This is a genomic window from Vibrio sp. 1CM8B (assembly GCF_023161685.1).
In the GTDB taxonomy this organism is placed as follows: Bacteria; Pseudomonadota; Gammaproteobacteria; order Enterobacterales; family Vibrionaceae; genus Vibrio; species Vibrio coralliirubri.
Map to the genome: position 1 here is coordinate 1 of NZ_JALNTU010000007.1, position 25,666 is coordinate 25,666.

38 protein-coding genes are annotated in these 25,666 nt (G+C 43.0%); 14 read left to right on the plus strand and 24 right to left on the minus strand.

Features of this window, described 5'->3' with window-relative positions; all coding sequences use genetic code 11:
• Nucleotides 1–180: 180 nt before the first annotated feature.
• The 18 genes from MSG36_RS14860 to MSG36_RS14930 form a co-directional block, all read right to left on the minus strand.
• Nucleotides 181–1,119, minus strand: coding sequence for a hypothetical protein (locus MSG36_RS14860; RefSeq protein ID WP_248368524.1), 939 nt, complete (start codon nt 1,117–1,119; stop codon nt 181–183).
• A 248-nt stretch (nt 1,120–1,367) separates the two neighbouring features.
• On the minus strand, nt 1,368–1,490 hold the full coding sequence (locus tag MSG36_RS23870) for a hypothetical protein (protein WP_258186662.1): 123 nt from the start codon (nt 1,488–1,490) through the stop codon (nt 1,368–1,370).
• The gene (locus MSG36_RS23905; RefSeq protein ID WP_086049461.1) at nt 1,444–1,638 is read right to left on the minus strand and encodes a hypothetical protein; all 195 of its coding nucleotides are present in this window, start codon (nt 1,636–1,638) and stop codon (nt 1,444–1,446) included. Before MSG36_RS23905 ends, MSG36_RS23870 begins: the two co-directional genes overlap by 47 nt.
• Nucleotides 1,638–2,048, minus strand: coding sequence for a hypothetical protein (locus MSG36_RS14865; protein ID WP_248368527.1), 411 nt, complete (start codon nt 2,046–2,048; stop codon nt 1,638–1,640). The genes MSG36_RS23905 and MSG36_RS14865 overlap by 1 nt, the downstream gene beginning before the upstream one ends.
• Nucleotides 2,045–2,473, minus strand: a complete 429-nt coding sequence (locus MSG36_RS14870) for a M15 family metallopeptidase (protein ID WP_048668543.1) — start codon at nt 2,471–2,473, stop codon at nt 2,045–2,047. The genes MSG36_RS14865 and MSG36_RS14870 overlap by 4 nt, the downstream gene beginning before the upstream one ends.
• A 484-nt stretch (nt 2,474–2,957) precedes the next feature.
• Nucleotides 2,958–3,776, minus strand: coding sequence for a hypothetical protein (locus tag MSG36_RS14875; RefSeq protein WP_248368530.1), 819 nt, complete (start codon nt 3,774–3,776; stop codon nt 2,958–2,960).
• The gene (locus MSG36_RS14880; RefSeq protein WP_248368533.1) at nt 3,773–4,717 is read right to left on the minus strand and encodes a hypothetical protein; all 945 of its coding nucleotides are present in this window, start codon (nt 4,715–4,717) and stop codon (nt 3,773–3,775) included. Before MSG36_RS14880 ends, MSG36_RS14875 begins: the two co-directional genes overlap by 4 nt.
• Nucleotides 4,698–4,904 carry a hypothetical protein gene (locus tag MSG36_RS14885; RefSeq protein WP_048668539.1) on the minus strand — a complete coding sequence of 69 codons (207 nt, stop codon included), beginning with the start codon at nt 4,902–4,904 and terminating at the stop codon, nt 4,698–4,700. Before MSG36_RS14885 ends, MSG36_RS14880 begins: the two co-directional genes overlap by 20 nt.
• Nucleotides 4,904–5,041, minus strand: a complete 138-nt coding sequence (locus tag MSG36_RS14890) for a hypothetical protein (protein ID WP_170960649.1) — start codon at nt 5,039–5,041, stop codon at nt 4,904–4,906. The genes MSG36_RS14885 and MSG36_RS14890 overlap by 1 nt, the downstream gene beginning before the upstream one ends.
• A gap of 10 nt (nt 5,042–5,051) precedes the next feature.
• Nucleotides 5,052–5,321, minus strand: a complete 270-nt coding sequence (locus tag MSG36_RS14895) for a hypothetical protein (RefSeq protein ID WP_048668538.1) — start codon at nt 5,319–5,321, stop codon at nt 5,052–5,054.
• Nucleotides 5,322–5,330: 9 nt separating this feature from the next.
• On the minus strand, nt 5,331–6,152 hold the full coding sequence (locus MSG36_RS14900; RefSeq protein ID WP_048613583.1) for a major capsid protein P2: 822 nt from the start codon (nt 6,150–6,152) through the stop codon (nt 5,331–5,333).
• A gap of 11 nt (nt 6,153–6,163) precedes the next feature.
• The gene (locus MSG36_RS23875; RefSeq protein WP_016787086.1) at nt 6,164–6,295 is read right to left on the minus strand and encodes a hypothetical protein; all 132 of its coding nucleotides are present in this window, start codon (nt 6,293–6,295) and stop codon (nt 6,164–6,166) included.
• A gap of 105 nt (nt 6,296–6,400) precedes the next feature.
• Nucleotides 6,401–7,123 (minus strand): hypothetical protein, encoded by a 723-nt coding sequence (locus MSG36_RS14905; protein ID WP_241487281.1) that lies wholly within the window; start codon nt 7,121–7,123, stop codon nt 6,401–6,403.
• Nucleotides 7,089–7,583, minus strand: a complete 495-nt coding sequence (locus tag MSG36_RS14910) for a hypothetical protein (RefSeq protein WP_248368536.1) — start codon at nt 7,581–7,583, stop codon at nt 7,089–7,091. Before MSG36_RS14910 ends, MSG36_RS14905 begins: the two co-directional genes overlap by 35 nt.
• Nucleotides 7,573–8,046 carry a hypothetical protein gene (locus tag MSG36_RS14915; RefSeq protein ID WP_248368538.1) on the minus strand — a complete coding sequence of 158 codons (474 nt, stop codon included), beginning with the start codon at nt 8,044–8,046 and terminating at the stop codon, nt 7,573–7,575. Before MSG36_RS14915 ends, MSG36_RS14910 begins: the two co-directional genes overlap by 11 nt.
• Entirely contained in the window at nt 8,036–8,275 is a 240-nt protein-coding gene (locus tag MSG36_RS14920; protein ID WP_048612119.1) for a hypothetical protein, read from the minus strand. The genes MSG36_RS14915 and MSG36_RS14920 overlap by 11 nt, the downstream gene beginning before the upstream one ends.
• Before the next feature lie 528 nt (nt 8,276–8,803).
• Nucleotides 8,804–9,400 (minus strand): hypothetical protein, encoded by a 597-nt coding sequence (locus MSG36_RS14925; protein ID WP_248368540.1) that lies wholly within the window; start codon nt 9,398–9,400, stop codon nt 8,804–8,806.
• A gap of 16 nt (nt 9,401–9,416) precedes the next feature.
• Complete coding sequence (locus MSG36_RS14930; RefSeq protein WP_193840767.1) at nt 9,417–9,578, minus strand: hypothetical protein; 162 nt, start codon at nt 9,576–9,578, stop codon at nt 9,417–9,419.
• A gap of 130 nt (nt 9,579–9,708) precedes the next feature.
• Between MSG36_RS14930 and MSG36_RS14935 the strand changes: the two genes are divergently transcribed.
• Entirely contained in the window at nt 9,709–9,981 is a 273-nt protein-coding gene (locus MSG36_RS14935) for a hypothetical protein (RefSeq protein WP_048613574.1), read from the plus strand.
• Nucleotides 9,982–9,997: 16 nt separating this feature from the next.
• Here the strand turns inward: MSG36_RS14935 and MSG36_RS14940 are convergent, their stop codons facing one another.
• The gene (locus MSG36_RS14940) at nt 9,998–10,366 is read right to left on the minus strand and encodes a DUF3693 domain-containing protein (RefSeq protein ID WP_248368542.1); all 369 of its coding nucleotides are present in this window, start codon (nt 10,364–10,366) and stop codon (nt 9,998–10,000) included.
• Nucleotides 10,367–10,496: 130 nt separating this feature from the next.
• Here MSG36_RS14940 and MSG36_RS14945 point away from each other — a divergent pair, with 130 nt between their 5' ends.
• The 10 genes from MSG36_RS14945 to MSG36_RS14990 all read left to right on the plus strand — a co-directional run bounded on the left by MSG36_RS14945 (nt 10,497) and on the right by MSG36_RS14990 (nt 18,138).
• Nucleotides 10,497–10,922, plus strand: coding sequence for a hypothetical protein (locus MSG36_RS14945; RefSeq protein WP_248368544.1), 426 nt, complete (start codon nt 10,497–10,499; stop codon nt 10,920–10,922).
• A 2-nt stretch (nt 10,923–10,924) separates the two neighbouring features.
• The gene (locus tag MSG36_RS14950; protein ID WP_020699819.1) at nt 10,925–11,125 is read left to right on the plus strand and encodes a hypothetical protein; all 201 of its coding nucleotides are present in this window, start codon (nt 10,925–10,927) and stop codon (nt 11,123–11,125) included.
• Nucleotides 11,115–12,227 carry a replication initiation factor domain-containing protein gene (locus MSG36_RS14955; protein WP_248368546.1) on the plus strand — a complete coding sequence of 371 codons (1,113 nt, stop codon included), beginning with the start codon at nt 11,115–11,117 and terminating at the stop codon, nt 12,225–12,227. The genes MSG36_RS14950 and MSG36_RS14955 overlap by 11 nt, the downstream gene beginning before the upstream one ends.
• The gene (locus MSG36_RS14960) at nt 12,215–12,562 is read left to right on the plus strand and encodes a DUF1293 family protein (protein WP_048659348.1); all 348 of its coding nucleotides are present in this window, start codon (nt 12,215–12,217) and stop codon (nt 12,560–12,562) included. The genes MSG36_RS14955 and MSG36_RS14960 overlap by 13 nt, the downstream gene beginning before the upstream one ends.
• A gap of 3 nt (nt 12,563–12,565) precedes the next feature.
• On the plus strand, nt 12,566–12,790 hold the full coding sequence (locus MSG36_RS14965; protein ID WP_248368548.1) for a hypothetical protein: 225 nt from the start codon (nt 12,566–12,568) through the stop codon (nt 12,788–12,790).
• A gap of 41 nt (nt 12,791–12,831) precedes the next feature.
• Nucleotides 12,832–13,032, plus strand: coding sequence for a hypothetical protein (locus tag MSG36_RS14970; RefSeq protein ID WP_055319872.1), 201 nt, complete (start codon nt 12,832–12,834; stop codon nt 13,030–13,032).
• 130 nt (nt 13,033–13,162) lie between these two features.
• A complete protein-coding gene (locus MSG36_RS14975) occupies nt 13,163–14,854 on the plus strand; it encodes a hypothetical protein (RefSeq protein WP_248368550.1) in 1,692 nt (563 codons plus the stop codon).
• A gap of 2 nt (nt 14,855–14,856) precedes the next feature.
• Complete coding sequence (locus MSG36_RS14980) at nt 14,857–15,198, plus strand: hypothetical protein (RefSeq protein WP_048659343.1); 342 nt, start codon at nt 14,857–14,859, stop codon at nt 15,196–15,198.
• Nucleotides 15,198–16,565, plus strand: coding sequence for a zonular occludens toxin domain-containing protein (locus MSG36_RS14985; RefSeq protein ID WP_248368552.1), 1,368 nt, complete (start codon nt 15,198–15,200; stop codon nt 16,563–16,565). The genes MSG36_RS14980 and MSG36_RS14985 overlap by 1 nt, the downstream gene beginning before the upstream one ends.
• A gap of 484 nt (nt 16,566–17,049) precedes the next feature.
• Entirely contained in the window at nt 17,050–18,138 is a 1,089-nt protein-coding gene (locus MSG36_RS14990; protein ID WP_248368554.1) for a hypothetical protein, read from the plus strand.
• A gap of 231 nt (nt 18,139–18,369) precedes the next feature.
• Here MSG36_RS14990 and MSG36_RS14995 read toward each other — a convergent pair whose 3' ends face one another.
• The gene (locus MSG36_RS14995; RefSeq protein WP_048659339.1) at nt 18,370–18,738 is read right to left on the minus strand and encodes a phage protein; all 369 of its coding nucleotides are present in this window, start codon (nt 18,736–18,738) and stop codon (nt 18,370–18,372) included.
• A gap of 842 nt (nt 18,739–19,580) precedes the next feature.
• On the opposite strand from MSG36_RS14995, the gene MSG36_RS15000 reads away from it, so the two are divergent.
• Together MSG36_RS15000 and MSG36_RS15005 are read left to right on the plus strand one after the other, a co-directional pair.
• Entirely contained in the window at nt 19,581–20,183 is a 603-nt protein-coding gene (locus MSG36_RS15000) for a porin family protein (protein WP_248368556.1), read from the plus strand.
• Nucleotides 20,184–20,527: 344 nt separating this feature from the next.
• Nucleotides 20,528–21,130 carry a DUF2971 domain-containing protein gene (locus tag MSG36_RS15005; RefSeq protein WP_248368558.1) on the plus strand — a complete coding sequence of 201 codons (603 nt, stop codon included), beginning with the start codon at nt 20,528–20,530 and terminating at the stop codon, nt 21,128–21,130.
• A 101-nt stretch (nt 21,131–21,231) separates the two neighbouring features.
• Here MSG36_RS15005 and MSG36_RS15010 read toward each other — a convergent pair whose 3' ends face one another.
• The 4 genes from MSG36_RS15010 to matP form a co-directional block, all read right to left on the minus strand.
• On the minus strand, nt 21,232–22,452 hold the full coding sequence (locus MSG36_RS15010) for a hypothetical protein (protein WP_248368560.1): 1,221 nt from the start codon (nt 22,450–22,452) through the stop codon (nt 21,232–21,234).
• A gap of 144 nt (nt 22,453–22,596) precedes the next feature.
• Nucleotides 22,597–22,908 carry a hypothetical protein gene (locus tag MSG36_RS15015; protein WP_248368562.1) on the minus strand — a complete coding sequence of 104 codons (312 nt, stop codon included), beginning with the start codon at nt 22,906–22,908 and terminating at the stop codon, nt 22,597–22,599.
• Nucleotides 22,909–23,013: 105 nt separating this feature from the next.
• Nucleotides 23,014–23,322 (minus strand): DUF3634 family protein, encoded by a 309-nt coding sequence (locus MSG36_RS15020; RefSeq protein ID WP_017059672.1) that lies wholly within the window; start codon nt 23,320–23,322, stop codon nt 23,014–23,016.
• Between the two features lie 23 nt (nt 23,323–23,345).
• Entirely contained in the window at nt 23,346–23,801 is a 456-nt protein-coding gene (gene matP / locus MSG36_RS15025) for a macrodomain Ter protein MatP (RefSeq protein ID WP_017059673.1), read from the minus strand.
• Nucleotides 23,802–23,990: 189 nt separating this feature from the next.
• Between matP and MSG36_RS15030 the strand changes: the two genes are divergently transcribed.
• The gene (locus tag MSG36_RS15030; RefSeq protein ID WP_248368564.1) at nt 23,991–25,643 is read left to right on the plus strand and encodes a Lon protease family protein; all 1,653 of its coding nucleotides are present in this window, start codon (nt 23,991–23,993) and stop codon (nt 25,641–25,643) included.
• The last annotated feature ends 23 nt before the right edge of the window (nt 25,644–25,666 follow it).

The following is a 25,666-nucleotide window of genomic DNA, read 5'->3' on the forward strand; positions in this document are numbered from 1 at the left end:
CCAAAACCCATCAAAATAAGTTTAGCGGATGTTTGACAACCCGGGGGGAATCCATGTAGCCGCATTAAGGTGTGAGCAACGCTACCACGAAACCTAACCACACCACCGTAAACACAAAACCCAAAACCCAACGATGGAATGAAAAATGCCAAGCGTTGGGAATCACTCTTAAATGCTTTGTTATGCGATTTTTTCTTCCGCTGTTGCTAAGAAAACTAAAGTCGAAGCTGTCATGTGTAGCATATAGGCTACGAGGTGCTCCGGAATTTCTATTGGTTCAGAGCCTTGACCATGCCCGCTTAGTTTATTGCGTCCAGTTGGAACACTACTTTCAAGTAAACTTCTTAACGACGTCATTTGCTGTTGCCAAAATGCGGGAATCAAATCATTGTCAAAACATACCTTTATAAGCGATTTTGATGTTGCATTAGCTTGGTAATGCCACCCTTGCTTATCACAAATTGACTTCATTGTACTTTCAAAAGCCTTTAGGCAATCGTTTAGCGATTCTTTATACCTACCATGACGATAATGTTCATATGCAAGCAGAAACTCTTCTTGCGCTCCCTCATAATTAGGTTGATTTAATAACCTTAAAGCTGGTTTGACCGCCTCAATATGTAGCAACTCCGAGTCTATACGGAAAATTTCATTATTGGTAAACTGAAAACCTACACCATGTTCTTTAAATCGTTTATTGAGTTCATCAATGGCACTGTCGGCAACTTGAGAAGCATTTTGCTTTCCAGTATAACGATATTCACGAGTCAACTTGTTGATAGCTTTGAAAGTCATTTCAACAACATCTAATTGCTTTTCAACGTCTTGTTCTTTCAAAAGATAATTAGCAAGCTCTTCTAAATAATGGCGCTCACCATAGTCTTTAGCAGTCGGCAGTTTGAACAAGCCGTACTCTCGACATAATGTGTCCACGATAAACTTGTATGTGTCACGGACGTCTCCGAAGTCCCAATACTGTTGATTATTACCTAGAGCATCATCCCAGATATGAATAATCTGTACTCTCAAAGAGTTTGGTAAGGAATCATAACTATAAACATCTGGTACATCACCACGAAGTCTTTTTTGTCTCTTCGAAAACAGATCAAATATACCCATTACATCTCTCCTAATTTTGGCAATGGACCAATCGCATAACAGCTTATTAGACAGAAAAATTCTGTATTTAAATACAGAATTTTTCTATCTAGTCTGATTTATGGAAAAGGATTATAACCATTAACCCTACCTATAACAGTGATTTAAACCATTAGCTGTAAAACTTGATGCTTAAAATGTAGATTCTTGTCGTAGAAATGCAGAAAGGGCTACTCTCGTAAGAAAGTAGCCCTTTAGATTGGTGTGAATTATCTGCGTTTCTTGTAGCGTTTTCGTGTGGTATTCGCCCTAACCACTCGCCCGTTCTTGAGCGTGTAACCTTTCTTAAGTTGGCCGTTTGGTCGGCGGCCTTTGCACTTGTGTCCTTTCATTCGGTATCTCCAGTTTTCGTATCCGTTGCTCTTGGTCTTGCTGCACTCGCTTTATCCAGTTGATGTCAGTTTTCAAAGCCGCAATCGTACCAAGGCTTGAGACTCCACCTGTAATAAGTGCGATGATTAACGCATCGAGGTACGCCATCACTTCGTTTTCCATCGAGATGCGTAGTATTCAAGCAGGTATCGCACCATGGCACGCATGCCTAGCGTATCGACTACAACGGCACCAACCACAAACCAATAAGGGTTAGGGATGTTCTGCAGTGCATTGAAGCCTTGCTCGACGTATGGCGCGTAATTAGGAATGAAAGACAAGATGAGCGGTACGAAGACGACGAGCAGAATGAATTCATCCTTAAATCCCCTATCTCGAATGCTGGTTTCATCAAGGCTGCTGGCCTGCTCTTCGCCATTTTGTAATCGACGTACCCTCGCCTGATGCTTCTCATTTTCGAGTTCATCTTTACGCTTTAACGCCTCAGCTTTGTTTTGATTGAGCTGCCTATACGTCGCTACGCCACCGGTCACAAGATTCAATAACGCGCCAATCATGGGTACACCAAACGATTCAACTCAACGTGTGGACCATCTCTAAGGCTTTTCCAGTCTCCGCCCCAAATGATTGAGACTTCAAGCTCCCTAGCCGCTTGTTTAAAGGCTTTGCTGATCGCTTCGTAATACTTAAAGTCCCATGTCACCTTACTGTTTTCATCGTAAGCCACGAAATCAATCGCATGACCGGATTGATGGCGACTTGGGCGTTTGTGGCCGTCGAGTTGACTCAAGCCCTCCTGATAGAGTTGGTATTGGCGTTTTGCGGTACGTAGCCCTTCCGTGATACCGAAATCGTATGGCGAGATCTGTAAGGCCCTACGGACCACTTTCTTCAAATCACCATGTACACCGAGCATTCGAGCTTCACTGCGAGCAGACAACACAAAGTTGCTGACCGACTCATCGATGGTTTTCTTATTCATAAGATACACTCCAGCCAGTAAGCCACTGGCGAGTAACACTATCCATCTCATTCGTCCTCCGATTTCACTAGGAGTCTCGAATGCAACGTAACGCTGGCATCAACGTTGGAAACGGTAATTTCAAGTTTGGCCGCGGCTTTCGGTTTTATAAGAAACAGTGGATAGCCATAAAGGGAATTCGAGGCAAAATACAGATACAAGAGACGCGAAGACACTTGCGTGTTGTTGGCCCTGAGAAATCTGATATAGACGATGCCAGGTTTCGCCAAAATCCGAGAGGAACTACTGCTCTGGTTGTGAGGCGTTGCTTGCGATTGCTTAAAGCGCCTAAGGGTCAAATCGAGCAATTCGACATGGTTAGAAAGTGGGAACGACGCCTTTCGATTTGAGCCGAAAATGAATTTCATCTGATTGTCGTGCTTTGCCTCCACGTTCAACAAACTATCATTAGCGCTCGTAAGCTCAGGATTGGTTAATGACAACATCATAGCGCTTCTCCTACTTTAAGGCGGTCGCTCGCGGTGCCTTTCAAGCTCACGGCTTGATTAGTGTTGAGCATCAAATGCCCACCCGGGCGTAACTCCAAAAACTCTTGCACCATGACCGACGCTTTGTTGGTCGAAGCCGCTTGTAAAATGAGGAGCCTTCTAGCGGTTTTGCTGCGAATGGTCTGTGTTCGCCCCGTTAATGCCAGAGTCCCATTGCCGATTTTGGCGAACGTCACCCGCTCAGGATCCGACGTGACTTTCAATTCACTATTGGTGATGGTAGCTTGCACGTTTAGTGATGTATTTCCGACCTCAACATTCACCGGTTGTTGAATACGTTCAACGGTCAACGGCTGTGTGATTTGGTCGACGGTAACCGGCTCGGCCACTCGATTGACATTGACGGGTGTTTGAACCTGACTAATCGTAATAGGCGTTTGTATTTCAGACACTTTTATTGGAGTTACAATGTCACTAACCTTAACCGGATCGAGCACTTTTCTAACATTTATTGGCTTTTCAATTTCACTGACTAACAGCGCATTGTTGACGCTGATTTTCTGAGCCTTAGTCATGATCAGTAAATCCGACACTTGGTATTCAAAGGTCACGGAAACGGGTTGGTGATTGTGTAATTCGAGCTTATCCAGCGCTGACACATCAACGGTGTCACCACCAAAGATCTCAACTGGACGCATGGTATCGCCCTGCAGCAGTAACGAGTGCGTAGTGTCGCGTAATATAAGGTACTTACCGGACTGACCCACGTTAAACGTCAACGTTTGATTAGGTCTTAGTGTGTGAGTCTGTTTCATGATGAACGCCCTGCCATCAAAACACCTATCGTGATAATGGTGCCGATGATCCCCATTGTGAGAGACAGTTTCTTCAACATTGAATTGTCCGATTCTGAGGTACCGGTTTGCTCTCGAGATTTAGCACCATCGGCCAAAGCAATCGCCGCTTTAGTGGTTTCCGTTTGCTGGCCTGCCATCGACTTGATTGAATCAATCGCGTATTGGCTCACTTCGGATTGCTCTTCAAGCGCGGAAGATCCAAACCCAAACGCTTCGTCAACGGTGTTGTCGACCACGCGCAGCGAGTTATCGACCATGTTCAATGAATCTCCGACGACCGATTCATTGACTCTCAAGGCTTGGGTGCCAAAATCAAACGCTTCTTCTGCAGTTCGTCCAGCAATGGCCATTGCGCCATGATCGGTCATGGTCAAATTGATGTCCGAGTCACTGACGCCCGACATCATCACGCCGGTATTATCGCGACCCACCGCAGCACTGCTGCTGGTATTCGTGGTCGTTGTGGTGTTGCTTTGACGACTTTTCGAAGAACTTCTTCCACCCATATCCGCTAACCTTATTTGTAAAACCCGTTCATCACCGCGACGTTCAATTTCGTGAACCGGTAATTTTAATCGTCTTGCAATGAATCGCTCGGCACCATCACGATAAAAATGCGCTCGCACCGAATCAAAACCATGCTGTTTCGCATGCTCAATGGCGGCCAACGTGCCGGTGGCCATTTCTCCCACCAACCCCACAACAACCAACTCTTTGGTGTTGTTTTTTAACTGCTCACCACGCAACAACATAACAGTGTCACTTATTTGAAACGTTGCCTCTAAGCCTTGTGCTACCTCAGTTTGTGCTTGTTCGTAGTAGTCTCTAAGTACCGGTTTTAACCGTTGCTGAACCTGTTGCCATGTCGCCGGTCGCAAACTAGCGTTTTGACAGCGCATACAACGCAAATAACGCCATCAATACAATGAACCACCACGGCATTCCTTTGGATTCACCGAGGCTGATGTGCCCGCCTTCGAATCCACTGTTGTTCGTGGTGTTACCTGCCGTTCCAGAGGTCGCAGGCCCTGCCATACCGCCTTGCAAACCGCCACCTCCCGTCAGTGATGTTAATGATCCGAGCATCATTGCCCTCCTTTAAACCAAATCCATGAGGCAATGATGAGCGCCACAAACAACACTTTGGTTATTCCTTTGCTCGCGCTGATCCCGATGAGACTGCCCGCGCCTACGCCACCTAACACCCACAACACTAATGGCATGACCTTCTCCCTATTTTCGAAATGCGAGTACGCCCAATAACAGCACCACCATCAAACCAATTCCGCCACCGACATACAGCAAGGTTTGATCAACCTGACGTTGCCCTTGAGGTGTAGTTACGGCGTTCCCTCTGTCATCGACGACAGGATGATTCGGTTGTTGGGTCTTATCTGGGTTGGTTGACTGGTCATTACTCGGAAAAAGCCACGACGCGTTTTCCCCCACGGAATCCAAAGCACCCGACCCAAACTCTAAGAGATCATCAAAGAAGCTTTTCATCGCCGTTCCTTATCCCGTACCACTTTGCAGCACTTCAGGACGTGTGACTTTTACCGATTCCACTAAGATAGGTATCGATCCAGGGACATCCGTTGTCGTGACAGAAAACTTGAGGTTTGAGCTGTGCTGCGTTGGAAACAACTCATCAATAGAGAACCCACGTACAATTGGGTCAAAATGGAAATAACCATCTTGTGGCGTACGCTGATTCCGCTTGGCATTAGCCTCTGAAATAAAGGTGTTGGCTTCGTACTCTTTGACAAAATCACGCTCTATTTCAAGCTTGCTGATGTTGTCGTGCATAAAGTGCATGCGCCTAATACTGATAAGTGGACTCGTTACCAAGTTGGTGAACTCGTTCTCACCTTGAGCATTGGCTGGCATGGTTTCGCGTTTGATCATTGGGACCAACACTCGCATGGCTTGAGAATTACTCACCCATGCATGAACTTGAATGGACAACGGCGTCGCGTTCGCCGCTTTGCTCTTGAACTGAATATCTAGGTGGATGTTATCGCCAAGCTCTGTGACTAAACCGGTGTAACGCACTCCGTTTTTAGTACGCGCCACAATGTCACTGAACGGGATAACAAAATGCCCCGCAATGGCATCACGTCGCTTATAACGCTCTAGCATCAACAGCTCTTCGCCACTTAGAACGTAGATCTCTTCTGCGTTCAGAGTGATCGCGATGCGTAACATATCTGCCGCGCTCGCGTTGGTTTCAAGGATAAGCTCGTGGTATGTCGGGCCATTAGGGATAGGCAACGTGCCTTTCTGTCCCCACGACGCGCCAACCATCGAATTGAGTTTGATTGGTTTGACTGACATCGTGATCCCCTTTAGAACCAGCCAGAACGACCGAGTAACTTATCTAGGCCACCGACTTTATTATTCACGGCAAAGACGATTGCACCCGTCGTTACCGCCGCAATTCCGGCGACAATCGCCACGTTTTTCACATTCAATCTCATGGGAGTTCCTTTAGAATGATTGATGCTGTTAACGTGGCTCTTTCATATCAGAATCACCAGTCCCTAAAGCCTGTTAGGTAAAGGGTTTAACCTATTAGGTTACCTTTATCGGTTTGGGTAGATTTTACCTTGCTGCCATTTCCCTAAACCCGGGGATTTGAGGATGTAATCGGCGAACTTTTTACGCCCTAAATGCTCACGGTCTACGCAGCTCTGCAGCGAAAGAATGGCGTCGATTGGAATGTCGAAATACTCTGAGATGTACTTAGCGTTGCGCCTTGAACTGACCGCGCCCACATACACATACTTGGATTCATCAAGCACCGTCTTTGGCACTTCTTGGCCACGTTGAAACGTCGCATGCATAACCAAACCAAACCCGCGACCGCCCGTCCATAACTCGCCAGCGATACCATCGAGTTTGGACGGTGAATGCGTGAACTTGGCTAACTCTTCGATAACGCAATGGAGCTTTTTAGGATGGTGGCCATTACCCAATGACCACACCATATTAGCGAACCGCTCAAGGTTCTCGCGCGTCCTGTCTTGCTCAACCAACGCCAAACGAAACGCGGCCTTTTTCTTACGGGCAAACCACGCTTTATGATAGAACTCGTCGAAGCTGTAACACGCTTGCACGCGACCACCTTTAAGTGGCGCCTCAAGATGCTCACTGTAGGGATCAAACATTACCACTTGAGACTGGCGCTCAATGAAGTTAAGCCGGCGAATGGCCGTGGTTTTACAACTGCCCGTCGTCCCCATATAACAAACATGCTCGGCATTGTGGGCGTTATTCTTGTTCACTGGATTGGGCAGCTTCACCATCAGCCTCCTGTGGCGTTTCCGGCTCGGTTGCCTCAACTTGGGCTTGCTTCAATTGACGCACTTGTTTGGCACACCCGCCGATCAAGGTCATTGAGGCCATCGCAAAGATGAATTCACCCTGATATTGCCCGAACCATTTCAATCCTACCGGACCGTACTTTTGGAGCATCGGCGAGGCCGCATCTAGCCATTGGTTACCAGCTTGGGTTTCAATTTCAAATGGCACATCGAACACACTGGCGACGGTCATTTCCACCACGCCCAAGCCATACGACAACATCATGCGCGCGTCTTCTTCACCGAAGCTGATACCTTCAGATATTGATTCGGGCTCTTGAGAATCTTCTGATTGTTCCGTTTGCTCTCGTTCTTGTCTCAACGCATTCACCGCCTCTAAGGCTTGTTGATCACGTTCATCCAAGACGTTGTCATCATGGGTGGTTGTCGTTTCAATGTTCATGGCTGATTCCTGACTTTTTGCTGGTCGATAACGCGATCCACAACAGGCAGCACGTTCCAATTAATGCCAATAATGACCAACCTAACCGAACGTTTGTGGTTTCGGTGGTTACGCTCTCTGACGGTTCAATCACGCAAGAAGCCTTATACGACTTGGTTTCGTTGGTTTTCGATGATGGCGTTGGGTTAGACTTACCACCACCACTGGATGTATAACCAGTAGTGGCTTTTTCTGGACTGGAAACCATGTGGTTTGTTAACCAGTCTTGAAACGGTTTACCTGCACTTTGATTGGTTTTGCAACGTGGGCATATCGTATAAAGCTGGCCGAGCCGGCGCTTGTTTTTAGGCGGGTCGCCTCCTTCAAGGATTTTGTGCTCGCCAACGGCATGTATCGTGCACACTTCACCGCACCCGTGTGTTGGGCACGCAATGTAGCCTTTGATTGGATTCTTACTGGCCATGGTTCGCCTCCAACTCACACAATCTAAGGTGGAAGTTCTCCATGAGTGCTTTGAGTAATTGGGTCGACGTGGCGATATGATGACTGGCTTCTTGCGCCGCTTGGATAGCGGCTATGGGCTTTTTCAAAGCTGGGATACTGTCCCAGTCCGGTACCGACTGAGTGAGCGTCTGTTGCACGCTCTCCAGTTCCCTAACCAATTGATGGTAAGTCTGTTGGTGGTGATTCATTGTTTTTTCCTCTGTCTCACGACGTTGGTTGTCCCTGTCTCTCGACGTTAACTAATAGATTATAGCAATCAAATTATAAAACCTAATAGGTTTTGGTTATCAAAATCCAAATTCAATCCCGCCTTCTTTTCCTGCTAAGCCGTCGCGCAGCGACTCAAAGCTGGTGACTGTTTAACGTTTACCGTGTTTATCGCCTTGCTGCCCAAGGTCTAGCACCTATTAAGCTCCAGCTCGCTTGCGAGCACGTAGAGCGCCATCATTATCGAAGTTATCCCCGTGTTTCACGGGGTAACAGTAACTCTCCCTTACATCTATCTTTAGATAGATCACTAGTCTTTAGACTATGCGTTGGGAGCTTGTGGGATAACGTCATGGAGTAGTTATGACGGCCATACATGTGTTACTGACGTGCTTATCCACAACTCGAGATCCACTGACTCAAACTCGGTCATTCTAAGGACTATATTGGCTAAAATAGGTCAAATATGAGGGTTTAGACAGATCGAGGCGCAGTTTGGCCTATGTACTTTAAGGGAAAGTAACGGTATTAGTTTGAGTCGCTCGACGGGCAAACTTGCGTAGTAAAGTGATGGGCGTGAGCAAATAACGAAGGTGAACACCGGTTGAAGCCGAGAGTTTCTTAAGGTTTTTGGTCGCGGCTTGCTTCGCGTTCAAATACGCCAAGTTCAAACCAATATCGCGGAAATATTTGTCTGTTATACGCTTTATCGACGCCAGTCCGTACCAATCTCCATTAATGTTTTCGCGTGGTTGTTTCGATGTGATCCACCCACGGTCTTTGGCATACTTCACGCACTGTTTAACTCGCCATTCAGGTAATCCGGTGCCTCTCGCGACATTCGCCCAAGTACGCAATAAGAAACCATTCGCGGTCACCACACCGACTTTACTGGTTCGAAACTCCAGTTCGCTGACAAGGTAATCCATGACGCGCGCGACATCAGTTAGATATTGGCGTTGTGTGGACTTGCCGGATGGAGACAACAAATAATCGTATTGAGATGGGTTATCGAGCAGTTTAATCCAACGGCCACGATTCAGCGCCGCTAGAGGACGGGCACTTCGTTTACGTTGAGAGGTTTTCTTTGGGCAAAGTTGGTTCATAACAAATCAAAGCCTATTAAGCTCCCTTGCTACGATTTTTGACCGCCAATTTTTGGCGTTCTAAGATCTGTCTCAGTGAGACAATCAACAATCTGACACTCGATCTCAGCTTGCCATTTTTGACGGCTTGCTCTGCAGCATTTAATGTTTCATCCACGTCTGGTTCATGATTTTTCATACGTCCTTCTAGCGTATATCTACCCCGATCAAGTTCACCCTATCCGAATTTTTACCTACTGGAAATGCCTGTCAGGGATGGTAATTCGGAGGATTCTATCTTTTAATCGCTTCAAAGGACGGGAAATCATATGCACGCTATTAACTATACAAATGCACTTTTAGATAGAGTAAAAGCCAAGTATCACCTACCTTCAGAGTATCAATTAGCAAGAAAACTCAAAGTAAGTGACAAACGGCTCTACAACTGGCGAAGAGGCATCTCTGGCATGGATTGGGACGTCGCGTTCGAGATCGGTGATATGTTAGGCGAAACGGATCAGAATGTGGTGTTTGGTCTTCTGCCTAACAAGCAGAAAAATGAAAGAGTTATTAGAGTGTTAGAGGAAAACGGGCCCGACTAAATGGGCCGCCAAAACTTTACCCCCATATACATAATACGCAGTTGGCTAGGGCTTCATTTGGGGTAGAAACCATTAGTGCTAATCCACCGCAAGCCATTGAAATACTTCTTAAACCAAGCCCGTTATACTTTTTTGCAATGCTGTTCCACAGTGTCTGTGCTTCGTACGTTTTTGCTTTATCTAACGCAAGACCAACTAATGCCTTTTCTTTATCCTCACCAACAATGTCAGCAAGCATAAGTACTTGATTCTCTTTTAAAAACGCTCGGTCTTTTCGAATATCCGTTAGCATTTGAGTGCTAATGCCTAAATCAGATGCGACTTGCTTATATTGGACATAGTTCATGTGCTCTTTATAAGCATCTATGAGTTTCTTTGTGTACATTTTGAAAACCTCGTTTGTTTCCTCTAGCTCGATTCTAGCTCATAAACACGAATTTTATCGTATTGCCACTACGAGATTTATCGTATTTACTGTACGGAAATCATCGTACTTACTACTTCTGGTGGCTTCTATGTTCCAAATTGAATCTATTCAATACGGCTCTGTTTTGAAATCTGAACACGTTAGCTTCTCTAACTACCCAGATTTCACACACGCGTCTGTGTCTCTTCATAACTCACCACTAGAAATCTGCTTTGAGTTCCTTGTTAGCGAACTTGAGTTTGGCCAACGCACAATTGGTGAAGAACTGTTTCACACAGTCAGTTATAAGAATCCACTTTATAACTATAGTGACTCTTTCACTTTCACGTTTGATAACGACCAAGAGCTTGAACAGTTCTGTTCGTTCTACGATTTAAAGATTCCTACAAATTCTCTTTGCACTGCGTGTATGAACAATTTCACATCTCAAACAGTATGCAGAGAATGTAATGCAGCTATGAAGCTTGCTGTTAACTCATTCGCAAACAAACTCGCTCAAGCATTGAGAAGTTAATCATGGATTCAATCTACTTCGACAACGAACCCAATCACGGTATCAACGCCTATTTCCCTTGGGGTCATAACTTCTTCAAGACTCAGCGTGAGTTCTTCCAATTCATGGAAGTTCATTACGGCATGGTGTCATTTCAGATTGTTGAAATCACGGATGAAAACTACCAAGAGCTTTTGGTTAAGGGTGTGTTCCATGCCATCTAAAAAGCCTCATAAGTTCCATGATGAAATTCGTCCGGTTCAAGTGGATCACTTAGCGTTTTCATTTTCGTACGGTTCGCTTAGACATTTGGATAACTCGAACGAACAAGACTTTATCAACATGCAGTTCCCAGAGTTTAAAAAGCAAAGCGTTAACGGTCGCTTTAACTCATCGGAAGCTATCGAGAAATCAATCGAGTTACACCGTAACAAGTGTCGTAAGGTTTTAGCCGATAGGTTCGATGAGTTCATGGCAAAAGTCTTTAACTTCCGTCTGTCTCCTATGCGTGGCCGTGGTCTGCATGGCTATGAAGATTCAATGGTGATTTACGATTCTACGGGAACGGTTGAATGTGGCTTAGTGGGTGTTGGTGGCAACAACGATACGGTCTACGTACAAATCAATGGTACGGGTTGCGCTAAGTTGTTCGACTTCACCACACACAAAAAGGTGCATTGGTGGTTGTCACTTTTGGGTATCACTCGCCTAGCCCGCTTGGATCTCTGTGTGGATGACTACACCGGAATCTTTGACTGTAAGTATGCTGAGAAATGTTTTTATGAGGGAGCATTTCGCACTGCTTCTCGCGGTCGTGGTCCGACAATGGTTCCTCATAAGCGCGTTTCGCAATCCGGTGAATTATCAGAGGAAGCCGTTTTAGTTGGCTCTCGTACCTCTGCAATCTATTGGCGTGTGTACAACAAGAAGTTTGAGCAAAACATCGCTGACCCTGAAGTGATTTGGTATCGCAATGAAGTGGAATTGAAGAAGTGCGATTTGGCACTACTCGCCTCGCCTGCTTCGGCCTTTGCTGGTCTGTGTGACTTCTCAGCAAGTATCGACCCTGCCGAACCGATGAAGATTGAGCTTAACAAAAAGAAAGCCGGTCTTGAGTTCTTTGCTCGTATTGCTTGGGTTCGTCGCCAATGTGGTAAAGCACTTTCTGAAGTTGTGGCAATGACTGAGGGAGACTTAGGTGAAGCATTCGGAATGCTCATTCCTACGCACCATAGACGCGCCAACTTTGAAACCTCGTTAGGCATTCCTGACGAATACACTAAACAGAAAATCGAAATTTTGGAGTCAAGAATATGCCTACAATAACTGGTATCTCTATCAAGCGTTTCCCGAAATCTAATATGGAGTTCGCGGAGCTGTCTGTCCTACGTGCTGTTGAAGAAGTCGATAACGAGAAGTTTCAGCAAACGGGTATCGGTTTCTCAACTGACATCCCTTACAACAAACAAGCTCTGAAAATTGATGTGGCCTACGCTCGTCAGCTTATCCAATCACGCGCTTTTGTTGCTAACCGTGAATACGAACTGAGCTTTGGTGCTAACCCAAATGATCCACTCGATATCTTGGTGAATCAGCTTGTTCCTGTCGATGAAGAAGTCAAAAAGCACTTCGATAACTTTATGAAAGCTAACAAGGCTTAGTCAATGAACTGCATTACGACCACTCAGCAAGGTTACTTAAGAACGTCAACCGACTTTGATTGTCAGCTCGTAATGCTCACTGATTCTGAATACAACAATCTAGTCACTGCGTCTCAGTCTTTGAACATCGACAGTGAACTTTATACCGCTGTTTCAGGTTGGATTTTATTATCTTTCGTGTCTGGCCATGTGCTAGGACGAATCTTAAAAACTCTTGGCAAAGGCTAAGGGGCAACTTTTAGTAACACACTCTTAAAAAAGGAAATATCATGAAAAAACGTCTATTGGTTCTAGGTTCTACTGCATTTGTATCTGCTTCTTCATTTGCTGATAACACTGCAATCACAACCGCTATCAACGAAGCTGTAACGACTGGTCAATCGAACTACGGTTTGGTTGTGGTTGGTCTTATCGGTCTTGCTGCTATTGGCTTTGGTCTTCGCGCTATCATGAACTCTATGGGGAACTAATGGGAGACATTGTCTCTCAAGTCGTAACCGTCCTGTTTGGGGTGGTTATGGCTATGTCATTCGTATATGGAGTATATACGGGTATCAATGCCTCCTAGTTTGGGGGCGTTTTCTTATCTGGGGTTTTACAGTGAAACAATATCAAAAATACCTCTCTCTTCTTTTAGTCCTTGTCGCTTTCAATTCCAATGCTTTGCAGTGTGGTGCTGGACAAGTTGAAGTTGAGGGTGTGTGCGTTAGTTCTTGTAAGATACTGGAGGGAACAGGAAAAAACTTAACCTGGGACGCTTATATTTGGGGTGATAATCCTCGCTCTTACTGCATTGGTGATCGTTCAACGGGTGCTGCTTGTAGGATGACGGCGGGTTCAGTTTCTATATCTGTAGAGGGTAATAAGTGGACGAATAAATTTACTTATACGGGTAGCACTTGTGCTTTTGATGAGATTAACCGCTTCTCTGGTGATACGCCTGAGCCGTTCCCTTTTGAAAATGATGTTAACCAAAATGGTGTTAACGACGATTTTGAAGATTGGGATGGCGATGGAACTCCCAACGGTGAAGACCCTGACCCATATAAAAGTGATCGAGTTGTTGTCGATGATAATGCTAATGGCGTCCCCGACTCTATTGATGATTTTTACGACCGTCTTTCAGATGTTAATGAGCCTGTCGGTTGTAATACCGATGATGAAGACTGTCGCTCTTATCGCTATACAATGAAACACTTAACCGAAAATAACCGTGATTTAGCGGGTGCATTGCGTGACCTTAGTTTGAGAAGTGTTAGGCGTACGGATTTTAGAGAGTCTATCGGTTCCCTTGTTTCTACAATTAATAAAAATGATGGTTATTTTAAATCAAAATTAGACGCTTTATCGCTGGCTCAAGGTAATACTCAATCATCTATTCTTAATCAATTAAGTGATACTAAATACTCTTTAAAAAGTGTCATTGAGGGTGGTTTTTTTGTTGTTAATAGAAACTTAGATGATATTAAAGATGATGTTTTTAGGGCTCGTCAATCGTCTGGTGAAGCTGCTTCTAATTCACGTTATGTAATGGGACAAACAGACGATATTAAAAATGACCTTTCAGAAGTCTATCGACGTACGGCTGAAATCATTAACAAGTTAAACACCGACGGGTCTGGTGGTGATGGTTCAGGTTTAACACCTTCACAAATCAAACAGTTAAAAAACGCGGCTAAAGCTCATCTAAACAATAAGCTACTTAAAGAGCAAAAAAACAGTATTGATGGCGTGAACTATGGCTTAGGCGAGGTTTACGAGTTGGCTCTGGCTCAAGGCGAAAAGTTAAACCAACTAGATAGCAAAATATCATCAATTTCAGGCGGCTCTTCAACGGTTGATTTAACTAGTTTAGAAACTGGCCTTCAGTCTTTATCTGACAAAATAGATGGTCTAGATACTTCTGACATGTCGGGCGTAGAAAGCAAATTAACTGACCTGATTGATGGTGTTACTAACAACAATAACTTTGTTGAACCTAATTATGGCTTTGATGGTGAGGGCTTCATTGTCGCTCAAAATCAAATTGCTGAAGTGCAAAATGAAGTCCTAGAAATCAAACAAGAAATGACCGATGAGTTTGAAAAATTCAAAGCGTTATTCTCTATCGATACCAGCTCTTTTAATAACGGCACCTATAAAGAGCACACCTTAAATCTCAATGTTAACCATGCTGAACGCTCTTTCAAATCAGGCGTGCTCTCTGCTCTATTGGAGAACGCGACGATCATCTCAGCGGTTGTGATGTTCTTGTTTGTTTTGTCTGGTACCAGAATGTTAGGTAAGGATTAGTTATGGATTACATCTACTCTTTTATTGATTGGATTAGCTTACAGATGGCGTTTATTACGGACTTCTTTAAAGCTATCCCACAAATGACTCTAGACCTCTTTTCATACATTCAGATTTTCATGATTAAGATGAAATTAAAAGCGGAATTGGAGTTTATCAAGCTCTCTTATAACTCGGCTCAAATCCTCCTAAAAGAGATCGGCTTTAACGACATACTCTCCAAAGCTTTTAATGCTTTGCCTGACGAGTTGCGATTCTATGCGTTTAAGTTTGGCGTCCCTCAAGGCCTTGCTGTCTGGGCTAACTTCTTCACTACCGCTTTAGTAATGAGGCTCTCTAGATAATGGCTATCACCATAAGAACGGGCGCTAATGGCTCTTACAAGTCTGCATACACGGCTTACTTCTCTATCTATCAAGCTCTAAAAGCAGGTAGAACGGTTGTAACTAACATCGAGGGTATGCAGCCCTTAAACGTCATTGAAGAGCGATTTAATATCCAGTTTCCTAGCACCGCTAAACTCTTTCGTATTAGCTCTAGGGACGAATCTGGCGTTCACCTATGGACGCACTTTTTCTGTTGGTGCCCTATTGGCGCTCTGATTGTTATTGATGAGTGCCAAGATATCTTCTCTAAAAATGTGGGCTTTGACATACGCAAAGTGAAGTACAAACCTTTGTCTGACTTCATCACCCAATCACCTCGTGACGGCTTACTACCTAAAGATTACGAACGCTTTTTCAATTCTCGTTACACCCCTGCGAACATGGACGAATTACAAGATTCTGAAATCGATGATAGAGGGATTGCTGAGTACGATTCAGAAGGCAGAATTATCTATCCTCACAGCTTCAATGAGGGGTTCATGAGGCACCGAAAATATGATTGGGATATCGAGTTACTTTCACCAGATTGGAAGCAAATCGATTCAGGAATCAAGGCATGTGCAAACCAGAACTTCTTTCATAAGGGACGCGATCAGTTTTTCTGGACGAAACGAAATCCTTATATCTTGAAACATGACAAATCGGTATCGACTCCAGTCATACCCAAAAAGAAAGACGTCAACTTAACCAATCAAAAAATCCCTTTAGACTCTTTCCTGCTCTACAAATCTACGGGGACAGGCAGCGCCAAACAACAACTTGCCATGAATACGCTTTTTCGTAGTCCTAAAGCTATTTTGGTTTTCCTTTTATCCATATTCTGTTTCGGGTACATAATCTATGACTTATCCAATCGTTATTTTGAAACTACTGAGACGGTGGAGGAAGCGGGACAGGCAACGTCTTCAACTGCCGTTCCTAAGCAAAGTGAAATACTACCTAGCAAAAATAGTGAAGCTTCTGGGGATGTATCTTCTAGTGGGGATAGCAGTAAAGGCACTGACAAAGATAGCCTTTCTCATGTTCCTATAGCTGAGGTACTTCCTTTTGAGGGAATTAAGAAAGCGTTTGTAACGGGTGTGAACTTCGCTATTAAAAACGGCTCTATTGAACGTCATGTTAGCATCGAGGTGGAAGCGCTCGATGGTTTCTACTCGGTAAACGAACACTTTCTAAAAGCTTACGACATTACGTTTGACCGGATTGATGATTGCTTGTTGAAGCTGAACAGAGGCCAGCTGTCGAAGTTGATAACATGTAAGCCTTACGCAGCTGCGGCGGCCGCTTTGCCAGAAGTGAGTCGAGCTGATGTAAGTTTGTTTTAGCTAGCCCCGCAGGGATAAGAGAGTGCGAAGCGCGAACGAGGCACCGAGCCACACCGTAGAGGTTATTAGTCCGTATGTCTTAACTGGCGAGTGTTTCTAACTGCCAATGCCAATCTAACTAGCACCCTCCCTCATCCTGCCAGAATCGCTCTTTAAGGCCTTGCCACATCGGTAAGGCTTTTTTGTGTTCACTGGCTTTCTTTAAAATCATTTGAGTGTCGAAAAGGATCTCTTTCAGTGCTGACGGACAACAAGTGAGGACGACGAAGACTGAGGAGGACGAGCGCGGCGGGAGGAAGCCAACCCCCGTGTTGTATCACGGGGGTAAATTCATCATAACAATCAGAGTTCACTAAACCTATCTACAGCTTTCAGTATTAACTAAGCTCTTGAATCAAAACATTATTGATTTAATCATAACGATGGTAATCTAACTTCAAACAATATGTGCTTCGCACCTAGTAATCAACATCATGGAGTTAAAATGTTTTTCCAATCCGAATACCACTCTAAAGTGCTTAATGATTTTCTAAATCGTACAGAGCATTTTAAATACACCCATGATGAGGCGGTTCAGAAAAGGCTCGAGCATAGTCGAACAATTATCAAGTTTATGTCTAAGGATGGCAAAGGGTGGGACGATCGCTGTGGTTTCAATATCCACTACATTGGTCAAAGCTTTATAGGTAACCTAACTGACTTCTCTACTTCTGACGACAACTATGAAGTCACTATGAGTATTATCAACAATATTTATACATCGTCATTCCGTTTCTTATGTGAATTCGACTTCTTCGTTGGGGCAGAATCTGAACTTAATTTCGACCTTCGAGCTCTCCGGTCAGAAATAATTAAAGATGCTCTAGAGTATGATTCGGCAACAAAAAGTCAGATCATTTACGCATTGTATGAGATGCCTGCAAATATTACCAAACGTCATCTAAACAACAAAGATTTAGTAGCCGTGTCTGAATTCCAAAATAAATTGGATAAAGCAGAACAACTAAAACAAGAGTGGGATGCCCAGATACAATCAAAGCAAGAAGCTGTAGATATCTTAGACAAAAGGCTTGAAAAAATTAAAATTGGCTTCAATTTCGTAGGATTATATCAAGGTTTTTCTGACCTAGGAGACAAGAAAGAAAACGAGCTTACGTGGTTATTCTGGTCATTAATAGGCATGTCCTTGCTCATACTAGTCCCTTTGGTTCTTGAGTTTGTATCCATCTCAACTACAGATACATCATCAAACTTTCTATTGGCTGACCTAATTAAATTAATTCCTTTGGTTTCCATTGAACTAATACTTATCTATTTTTTCCGTATTATTTTGATGAACTATCGTTCAACTAAAGCTCAAATAATGCAAATAGAGCTGCGTCAAACGTTGTGTCAATTCATTCAAAGCTATGCGGAGTATGCATCCGAGCTTAAATCTAAAGACTCTACATCATTAGAGAAATTTGAAAGCCTTATCTTTAGTGGCATTCTTTCGGATTCAGAAAAGCTCCCAAGCACATTTGACGGAATCGACCAAATCAGTGCGTTGCTAAAGAACTTAAAAGGCTCTTGAACATAGTTAATATTGGACATGAAAAAGCCGGACCCTCTCGATAAAGGTCCGGCTTCTTTCTCCTTGATATGACCAAAAAGGAGGACTAGCTAATCCACTAAACAAGGTTAATTCCACTAAACAGGGTCTATCTTTCGCCAGTCGAGTTAACCATAACAGCAAAAAGTCATTCAGTTAGCAAAGATGCCCTAGATTTTGAATTCACCTTGATAGAATCATACTTTTCTAATTCTATTTCTTGATATTAGCTATCGCTCTAGCAAGGCCAAGCAAGTGTGTTGAAGTCTTAATCTCTAACTCTGATTGAATACCCAATAATGCAATCCCTGCCAATATTTGTTGTGGCCTCACCACTTGGCCAGTAGGCAGTTCCATACTGTCGTATAACATTTTGAACTGCACCCAATCTTCATTAATGCTAAGTTCCCTACCTTTAGCCATTCGCATAAGTCTTTTGCACTCGGGAGGTATTGGTTTTCCCTCATCCCAAGCTGTGACTGTTCTCACAGTTTTAAAACACAGTTCAGCGACCTCTTCCTTCGTCATTTGGCACTCTAACTCTCGAAAAATGTAATTCTTACTCATTTCGCGATACTTCAATGATAAAACCTCTAAATACAAGAGGCTGCACTGATTTTATAAGATATGCACCATTAAACATAATCAGACATAATACGCATCGAAGGAGCTTGAAATCTGAGAGTGTTCGTAGCCTTATTACCAGTAGATTTCACGTAGAGCGACGCATAAATCTATCTATTTAATTACTTTCTGGCTTTGACTCCACGTTAATTGAATTAAATCGTGATGGCTTCATCACATATCTGCTCAAACTTAATTAAGACTTCTAATTACGAATGCATCTCCAAAGTTAGTCCAGAGTCTCTGCTGGTTGAGTATTAAAAAACTATTACGCTGATTTTGCTTACCAAAAGAACCTAGATGATTAACGCTTCCACTAACTCTCGGTCTATTGTCCGTACTACCAATAGACTGAAAAGACTTGGTTACTCTTGTTCGCTAGATTTAACGGTCTAAAAAGACCAAGCGAACTCCCGAATCATCTAGTCTTGTTTATCTATGTTGGCTTGTTCTTTACCAGATTGAATCAACTATCAACGCCATCAGTAACATCCGTACTCGTTTTTCAAACCACTGACTTTGAATTTTCTGATGCCCAACGGTCATTGTTACCAAACTGCGTTGCCATCCAAAACGAACCTCTCTAAACGACTTGGCTGATAGTAAGTTACAGTGCAACATAAATTCTATCAACCTCTGTCTGGACTGTATTACCTTGTCTCATAACTGCGATAATGATACTTCTATTACCAACAAGTCTTTAAAATTAGATATTTAGGCTAGTTCTCAATTAGTTAGAGTATCTTTTGTTTGTTAACATATTCTGGAACTGAATAACTTATTATCTTAGAAGGCTTTACATGAAAATCAGTACAATCGCCCTATCGCTATTCACCGCTTTTTTTGGCATCAGCTCGCAGGCGCTTGCTAGTGAAAACGAAAACTCACCTAGAGAGCATGGTCATTTTTATGCTGGTGTTGATATCGGCTTTTATAATGAAACTGAATTAGAATATCGTGGCAGCGCCATTGAAGATTCATCTGATCTATCAGACTTTAGCTATAACTTGGTTGGAGGCTACGAATTCAATACACATGACGTCGTCAAACTGGGACTAGAGGCAGAGTACCGAAAAATCGGAAAAGTTACCTATAACGACTTAATGGATATTGAAGGCCAAGCTTTCTTCGTAAACATTAAACCAAAGTTTATTGTTAAAGGTGACGTCTTAGATCTGTATGTATCTCTATTAGCCGGTGTTGGCTCTATGGATATGGAAGCGAAAGCTTTTGGAGTATCAGATTCTAAATCTGAAGCCGCCTACCAAGTTGGTGCTGAACTAGGTGCGATAGTAACAGACAACATCGACATCCATATCGGTTACCGCTATGCCAACGTTGAAATTGAATCCATCGATGTATCCCCCCAAACCGCTTATCTAGGTGCAAGGTACCACTTCTAAACTTGATTCACTCGTAGACTCAATACAATTAAAGCCGTCTTTTTAAAGTTCGGCTTTAATCTTGGTCACCTATTTACCTTTCCCTACTCGACCTTTACTTTAACAAGACAATTCAACCATAAATAAAGTTACGTTGTATCTTCCATAAAAAGTTACAACCAGGAAGCTTAGCCTTAATGCAATATAAACCACTTTAACAGGCTACTATTTCGTGTTTAAATTTTGATCTATCAAACAGTTATACGAATAAATTTGGTGATTAAGCAATCAAATGCTATGCATTCAATCCTTAAAAATAAATTAAAGTGTTAACATCAGGCAATTTTGTAAACTAGGTGTTTGATATGTTGCCTAAACTTTATAAGTTCAGATCGCTCCACGACAGAAACATACAATCTATTTCCGAGTGTTCGTTGTGGTTTGATTACGCTAAAACTTTTAATAACCCTTTTGAATCTAACCACGTATTCAACAAAGAGCTTCAACAAAACTTTAAGATCATGTGTTTCTCTCAGTCGAGCGACCACCCAATACTATGGTCGCAGTATGGTGACAACTTTAAAGGCATGTGTATCGAGTATGATCTCAACTGCTATAACGGCGAGGCCAACCTCAACTGTTTTGAAGTCCAGTATGAAGACGAACCGAGTATGTTCCACCCGGCATCGCTAAGTGGTTTACAAACAGCAAGACTGGGAGCTGAGATATTCAAAATTAAGCATTCTAATTGGCGCTATGAAAAGGAATACCGTTGGGTATTACCTAATGATGAGATGATCGGAAATAAACTCTACCTTAATAGAGAGTGCCTAAGCTCGGTTATTCTCTCAGAGCACGCTCCTGCCGACAGGAAGTTAAAAGTTATGATGACTTGCCAGCGCCTTGGTATCCCTGTTAAACACGCAATAGCAAAGCAGGAGTCGTTTACCTTCGAAGTGGTCAGTTAAGTAGAGTCTAATCCTACTGTTTAGCGCTAAAACCAGATATTTACATAAAGTTACAGCGCAACAAAAAAGAGAGCCACATAAATGCGACTCTCTCTTTTTTATTACATGTTCACCGTAAGCTTCCCCAGCACTTTATCTTGCATCTGCTCAATCGTCGCGATAGACATTTGAACAGTTGAAAACCAATAAGGTCGGTGCTTAACGTTAAATAGTTCACTATTATCTAACGCCTCGAAAACAGAATATTTTCTACCTTGAGCCAAAGCTGCACCATAAACCGTTCGCTCAAGTACTGGAATGTCATTCACTTCCTCTAGAAGTGCCCTCTTGATGAACTGGTTTCCAGGGCTCCAATCGATAAATTCAACGAGATTTTTTAGTAGCTTAAGCTCTAGCTGCTCGACCATTGCTTCGAGAAACTGTGTGTTTGGCATCACTTCAGTACAAGCATAATATTCATCATGCTTGTCACTTGCTTCACGATAACCAAGCATCGTTTTTACCAATGCGTCTTCAAACGTTGAAGAAAAATGGTTACAAATTAAAAACAAAGGTAGAACTCTCAACACGCCAAGTAAAATTCCTACATTAGGATCTTTAACCGACGTTTCTTGAAGTCGAATTCGAGTCGCATTTGACGTCACGACCAAGTGTTGCCAAACCTTAGGTGTGATGTGTTTAATGTTGCCATCATTCCACTTAATCAGCTGCTGACTCATTAACAATGGGAACAATAAACGACAATTTTCTATTCCTATTTGTCGTGCTGCAACTTTAGGATCAAGAACTACCTTAGATTTCTTTCCATACTTATCTGCAAACTCTTGATTGGAAACAAACTCAATTAAGCTAGAGCTCAATGGCCTGCTTTTCGCAGATATTTCGTGAAGTTTAGTAAAGTTTAAAGATGGCGAATACGCAACACTAGCGAACTGATTGTAATCGGGTAAGTCTGAAAATAGCGAACTTATTAATGTGCCTTGAAGCTTCTCAAGCATTAGAGCCGAAGCTGCATTGCTAACATCATCGATAACGTATCGTAAGGTTTGTTGCTTCGCGTTGACTTTCTCACGATGAGCATTAACTCTATCTTGTTCACAGCGCAGTAGAATACGTTGGTTATGAGATATGCGGTCAGATTCATCAAATATGACGCTATCACAATACCTATTTTCTAAACTTAGTAACGTGTCTACTTTAGATTGTGCAAGCTTATATTCAGGTGAGATTAACCATCGATTAAAGCGAGCTTCAACGTTGATTGAGACCTTCCTAGAGATCTCTATCACTTCAGGGGGGTAACTTTTATTTGTTAACAACAACCGTGACTTTCCTTTGCCGTAAATGCTCTTGTGTCTGCATATCCTGCCTTTATAACAAAACTAATATTAATAGAAATTAGAGGTTGGTTCACGAAATTGTTTCAATAAAATTAAGGATATTTAGTTATAGTGCGTTGAGAGTAGCTAATGTGTGATATGTAGCCGGATATACTTTTCTGGAAAGCTGTATTTGAAGCTTTTCTTCGTCGGTAGATGTTTTTTCGCCTGCTTGCAAACTTTACTATCTCCAGACGTTCTCACCTTTTTGATTCTTGCGTAACCTTTAGAGTGCTTCATCTCAATCATCAGATCGCAATAACCCTCGAAATCAACATTACTCTTGTTGAGCCCTTTCATGACGGTGACTTTTATCTTTTTAGCTACAGGATTAACCAATGCATCGTCGGGAAAAGCGACTGGGGAGAAAAAACATAATAGTAATACTAGATATCTCATACTGCTCTCTCTTTGTTGAGGGTGAGAACAGTATGCGGAGATTTAAGAGAAATGAGGGATTAACTTAGTATGAAGATTGACTAGCTAGCGCGTAACTCTCAACGATTACGCTTTCTTTGAGCCTTTAGACTTAAAACCATTATGCGGGAACACGTTACGAATACGTTGCTGTACGTTTTTAGGAACATCTTTAGTGAACTTGAGATTGTAGCCAGAACGTTTTGCATACACTTTTAGCTCGCCTTTAAAAGTATTGTTATGACCAATCTCTTGAAGGTTGTGCTTAAAGCTCGGTGGGAGATGCCCTTTAACTTGTTCGATCGCCCCGTCGCTAAATTTAATTTTCAATACCGGTCGGTCGACTGCTACTAACCAAAAAACTAATACCGCACCGATTAAGATTACGTACATCATAATGTCACCACTACTGTTGATGGTTATTTATCGTCAGAAAGGAGCTTGCTTAAGTCTTCTTTGAGGCTAGTCACCGTCTTGCTGGCCTGCTCACTACGAGACGCTTCGCTAACCAAATACTCGATGGCATCTGAGAGCGTACAACCTAGCTCGTTCGCACGTTGAGATAGCTTTTCCCATACACGGTAATCAAGGTCGATTGATTTCTTCTTTGTATGAACTTGTTCAGCATTGAAGTGGCGTTTTCGCTTAGCTCTGATCGCTTGTTTAAGCTTGTTATCGAGCTCAGGAGACATGTTGTTAGATATCCACTCAAGGACACCTGTAGGTTGGTGTTCAAGCTTCAATAAGGCTTTAACAGCAACGTCAGCTTCACTTGAATCTATGTGGCAGGTGATCGACTCGCCTTCTTTCCATTTTTTGACCAGATAGTTCCATTTCCAACCACATTCCAAGTTTTCAAGTTGCTGATATTTCATGTCTAATCTCGAGAGTTAATCCTAGTGACAGCGTAACCCAAAATAGGCTATTTAACAATTATGATCTTGAAAGAATAGACCAAGATCATACTTATATTAGCTTAGTGATTAGTAACTACAACATAGAGCTACAAGCGAGATCGGTTTTTCTATATACTCCCTACCTCATTATCATAATCAGAAACTTAAATGACTCAAGTAGATTGGCGACATGTTACGCCTCAGTACGACGAATATAGCGCTCAATTAGAGCAATTCCCTGACATCTCGCCTTTCCCGTTTTCAGATATTCAACATAGATTCAAAGATGCGCTAACCCGCTTTGTCCGTTTGTCTAACCTTTCGCGTGTTTTACTTGTAAACGCTCCAGACAATTCGATCTATCGTCAAATGATTGTTGAATCTCTAGTCACTGCTTTAGATGATCACACTCTACCGGTTATAAAAACTGAGTCTTTAAATGCTGTCTCTCTGTTTGACCAAGTTCAGTCAAAAGACGGTAAGGTTATAGCGACAAAGCCCGGCCTACTGGCTAGAGCAAACAACGGCTATCTGATCGTTTCAGCAAACTTGATCTTGGCCAACCCAGGAAGCTGGTTACTGCTTAAATCAGCACTGCTTGGTGAAGCCGTAGAACCAATCAGCAGTAATCCAGAGCACTTGAACCAATCCCCGACTTTGCCTTTGACTTACAACATTAAGTTGATTGTGGTTGGAGACAGAGCTCAATTAGGTGACCTTGATTATCTAGACAGCGATATTCAAACCGGTTTTTGCCTATTTAGCGAAATTGAACAAGACATCAAGCTATCTGAAGAGACTTTGACTCAATATCTTGGTTACCTAAAGTGGCTTCAACAACGCTATAAATTGCCAACCATCACGCAACAAGCGTTGACGGGCATTCTTACTGCCGGAGCAAGAGAAACGGAAGATCAAAGCTATATTCCATTATGCCCTATTTGGCACAATGCGTTATTGAACGAAGCTCTGATTGAAGCCGACAATGGTGAGATTGATATTCACCATATCCAACAAGCTCAACAGCACAAATACAACCGTGAATCGTACCTACCAGAACGCGCTCTTGATGATATTCGAGATGGCCAAGTCATTATCGAAACCGAGGGCGAACAAGTTGGTCAAGTTAATGGTCTGACGGTTATCGATGTTCCAGGACACCCGATCTCTTATGGTGAACCTGCACGAATTTCCTGCGTTATTCACTTTGGTGATGGTGACATTGCCGACGTTGAGCGTAAAGCTGAACTGGGTGGTAATCTTCATGCTAAAGGTATGATGATCATGCAAGCATTTGTGAGCAGCGCACTAAACCTTGAAGATCCGTTGCCATACGCCGCCTCTGTTGTGTTTGAGCAATCGTACTGCGAAGTCGATGGCGATAGTGCTTCTCTAGCGGAACTTTGCTCTCTGGTGAGTGCTTTGTCTGAATACCCTATCAATCAACAAATTGCGGTTACTGGTGCAGTAGACCAATTTGGTCGTGTACAAGCGGTAGGCGGACTAAACGAGAAAATCGAAGGCTTCTACCATGTGTGCAAGCACAACGGCTTAACAGGTGCACAAGGTGTGATCCTTCCAAGATCGAATTTAAGACACCTCGCACTAAAGCCTGACCTTATTGAAAGCATTAAGAATGAAGAATTCCATATTTGGTCTGTGTCTAATGTAGACGAAGCAATTCCCCTCATTATGAACAAACCATTTAGAGATGATGAACAAGAAAGCGTTCTGAGTAAAATCGCGGAACGTATTGAAAACTTTGAAAGACATGAGCACCCTATTGGAATCGTTGGACGCATTAAAAACTGGTTTGTCTAGTACTGATCGGACTTGTTTAGCGT

Coding starts and splice junctions, on each gene's coding strand:
- MSG36_RS23870 (WP_258186662.1), bottom strand. CDS start 1,490: ATGAAAGGACACAAGTGCAAAGGCCGCCGACCAAACGGCCAACTTAAG.
- MSG36_RS14925 (WP_248368540.1), bottom strand. CDS start 9,400: ATGAACCAACTTTGCCCAAAGAAAACCTCTCAACGTAAACGAAGTGCC.
- MSG36_RS14940 (WP_248368542.1), bottom strand. CDS start 10,366: ATGTACACAAAGAAACTCATAGATGCTTATAAAGAGCACATGAACTAT.
- MSG36_RS14905 (WP_241487281.1), bottom strand. CDS start 7,123: ATGGTGAAGCTGCCCAATCCAGTGAACAAGAATAACGCCCACAATGCC.
- MSG36_RS14890 (WP_170960649.1), bottom strand. CDS start 5,041: ATGCCATTAGTGTTGTGGGTGTTAGGTGGCGTAGGCGCGGGCAGTCTC.
- MSG36_RS15015 (WP_248368562.1), bottom strand. CDS start 22,908: ATGAGATATCTAGTATTACTATTATGTTTTTTCTCCCCAGTCGCTTTT.
- MSG36_RS14880 (WP_248368533.1), bottom strand. CDS start 4,717: ATGCGCTGTCAAAACGCTAGTTTGCGACCGGCGACATGGCAACAGGTT.
- MSG36_RS14955 (WP_248368546.1), top strand. CDS start 11,115: ATGCCATCTAAAAAGCCTCATAAGTTCCATGATGAAATTCGTCCGGTT.
- MSG36_RS14875 (WP_248368530.1), bottom strand. CDS start 3,776: ATGAAACAGACTCACACACTAAGACCTAATCAAACGTTGACGTTTAAC.
- MSG36_RS15020 (WP_017059672.1), bottom strand. CDS start 23,322: ATGATGTACGTAATCTTAATCGGTGCGGTATTAGTTTTTTGGTTAGTA.
- MSG36_RS14980 (WP_048659343.1), top strand. CDS start 14,857: ATGGATTACATCTACTCTTTTATTGATTGGATTAGCTTACAGATGGCG.
- MSG36_RS14960 (WP_048659348.1), top strand. CDS start 12,215: ATGCCTACAATAACTGGTATCTCTATCAAGCGTTTCCCGAAATCTAAT.
- matP (WP_017059673.1), bottom strand. CDS start 23,801: ATGAAATATCAGCAACTTGAAAACTTGGAATGTGGTTGGAAATGGAAC.
- MSG36_RS23875 (WP_016787086.1), bottom strand. CDS start 6,295: ATGAGATTGAATGTGAAAAACGTGGCGATTGTCGCCGGAATTGCGGCG.
- MSG36_RS14860 (WP_248368524.1), bottom strand. CDS start 1,119: ATGGGTATATTTGATCTGTTTTCGAAGAGACAAAAAAGACTTCGTGGT.
- MSG36_RS15000 (WP_248368556.1), top strand. CDS start 19,581: ATGAAAATCAGTACAATCGCCCTATCGCTATTCACCGCTTTTTTTGGC.
- MSG36_RS15030 (WP_248368564.1), top strand. CDS start 23,991: ATGACTCAAGTAGATTGGCGACATGTTACGCCTCAGTACGACGAATAT.
- MSG36_RS14865 (WP_248368527.1), bottom strand. CDS start 2,048: ATGATTGGCGCGTTATTGAATCTTGTGACCGGTGGCGTAGCGACGTAT.
- MSG36_RS14885 (WP_048668539.1), bottom strand. CDS start 4,904: ATGCTCGGATCATTAACATCACTGACGGGAGGTGGCGGTTTGCAAGGC.
- MSG36_RS14965 (WP_248368548.1), top strand. CDS start 12,566: ATGAACTGCATTACGACCACTCAGCAAGGTTACTTAAGAACGTCAACC.
- MSG36_RS14910 (WP_248368536.1), bottom strand. CDS start 7,583: ATGAACATTGAAACGACAACCACCCATGATGACAACGTCTTGGATGAA.
- MSG36_RS14895 (WP_048668538.1), bottom strand. CDS start 5,321: ATGAAAAGCTTCTTTGATGATCTCTTAGAGTTTGGGTCGGGTGCTTTG.
- MSG36_RS14985 (WP_248368552.1), top strand. CDS start 15,198: ATGGCTATCACCATAAGAACGGGCGCTAATGGCTCTTACAAGTCTGCA.
- MSG36_RS14920 (WP_048612119.1), bottom strand. CDS start 8,275: ATGAATCACCACCAACAGACTTACCATCAATTGGTTAGGGAACTGGAG.
- MSG36_RS14950 (WP_020699819.1), top strand. CDS start 10,925: ATGGATTCAATCTACTTCGACAACGAACCCAATCACGGTATCAACGCC.
- MSG36_RS14900 (WP_048613583.1), bottom strand. CDS start 6,152: ATGTCAGTCAAACCAATCAAACTCAATTCGATGGTTGGCGCGTCGTGG.
- MSG36_RS14935 (WP_048613574.1), top strand. CDS start 9,709: ATGCACGCTATTAACTATACAAATGCACTTTTAGATAGAGTAAAAGCC.
- MSG36_RS14990 (WP_248368554.1), top strand. CDS start 17,050: ATGTTTTTCCAATCCGAATACCACTCTAAAGTGCTTAATGATTTTCTA.
- MSG36_RS14870 (WP_048668543.1), bottom strand. CDS start 2,473: ATGAATAAGAAAACCATCGATGAGTCGGTCAGCAACTTTGTGTTGTCT.
- MSG36_RS14945 (WP_248368544.1), top strand. CDS start 10,497: ATGTTCCAAATTGAATCTATTCAATACGGCTCTGTTTTGAAATCTGAA.
- MSG36_RS23905 (WP_086049461.1), bottom strand. CDS start 1,638: ATGGCGTACCTCGATGCGTTAATCATCGCACTTATTACAGGTGGAGTC.
- MSG36_RS14930 (WP_193840767.1), bottom strand. CDS start 9,578: ATGAAAAATCATGAACCAGACGTGGATGAAACATTAAATGCTGCAGAG.
- MSG36_RS14915 (WP_248368538.1), bottom strand. CDS start 8,046: ATGGCCAGTAAGAATCCAATCAAAGGCTACATTGCGTGCCCAACACAC.
- MSG36_RS14970 (WP_055319872.1), top strand. CDS start 12,832: ATGAAAAAACGTCTATTGGTTCTAGGTTCTACTGCATTTGTATCTGCT.
- MSG36_RS15005 (WP_248368558.1), top strand. CDS start 20,528: ATGTTGCCTAAACTTTATAAGTTCAGATCGCTCCACGACAGAAACATA.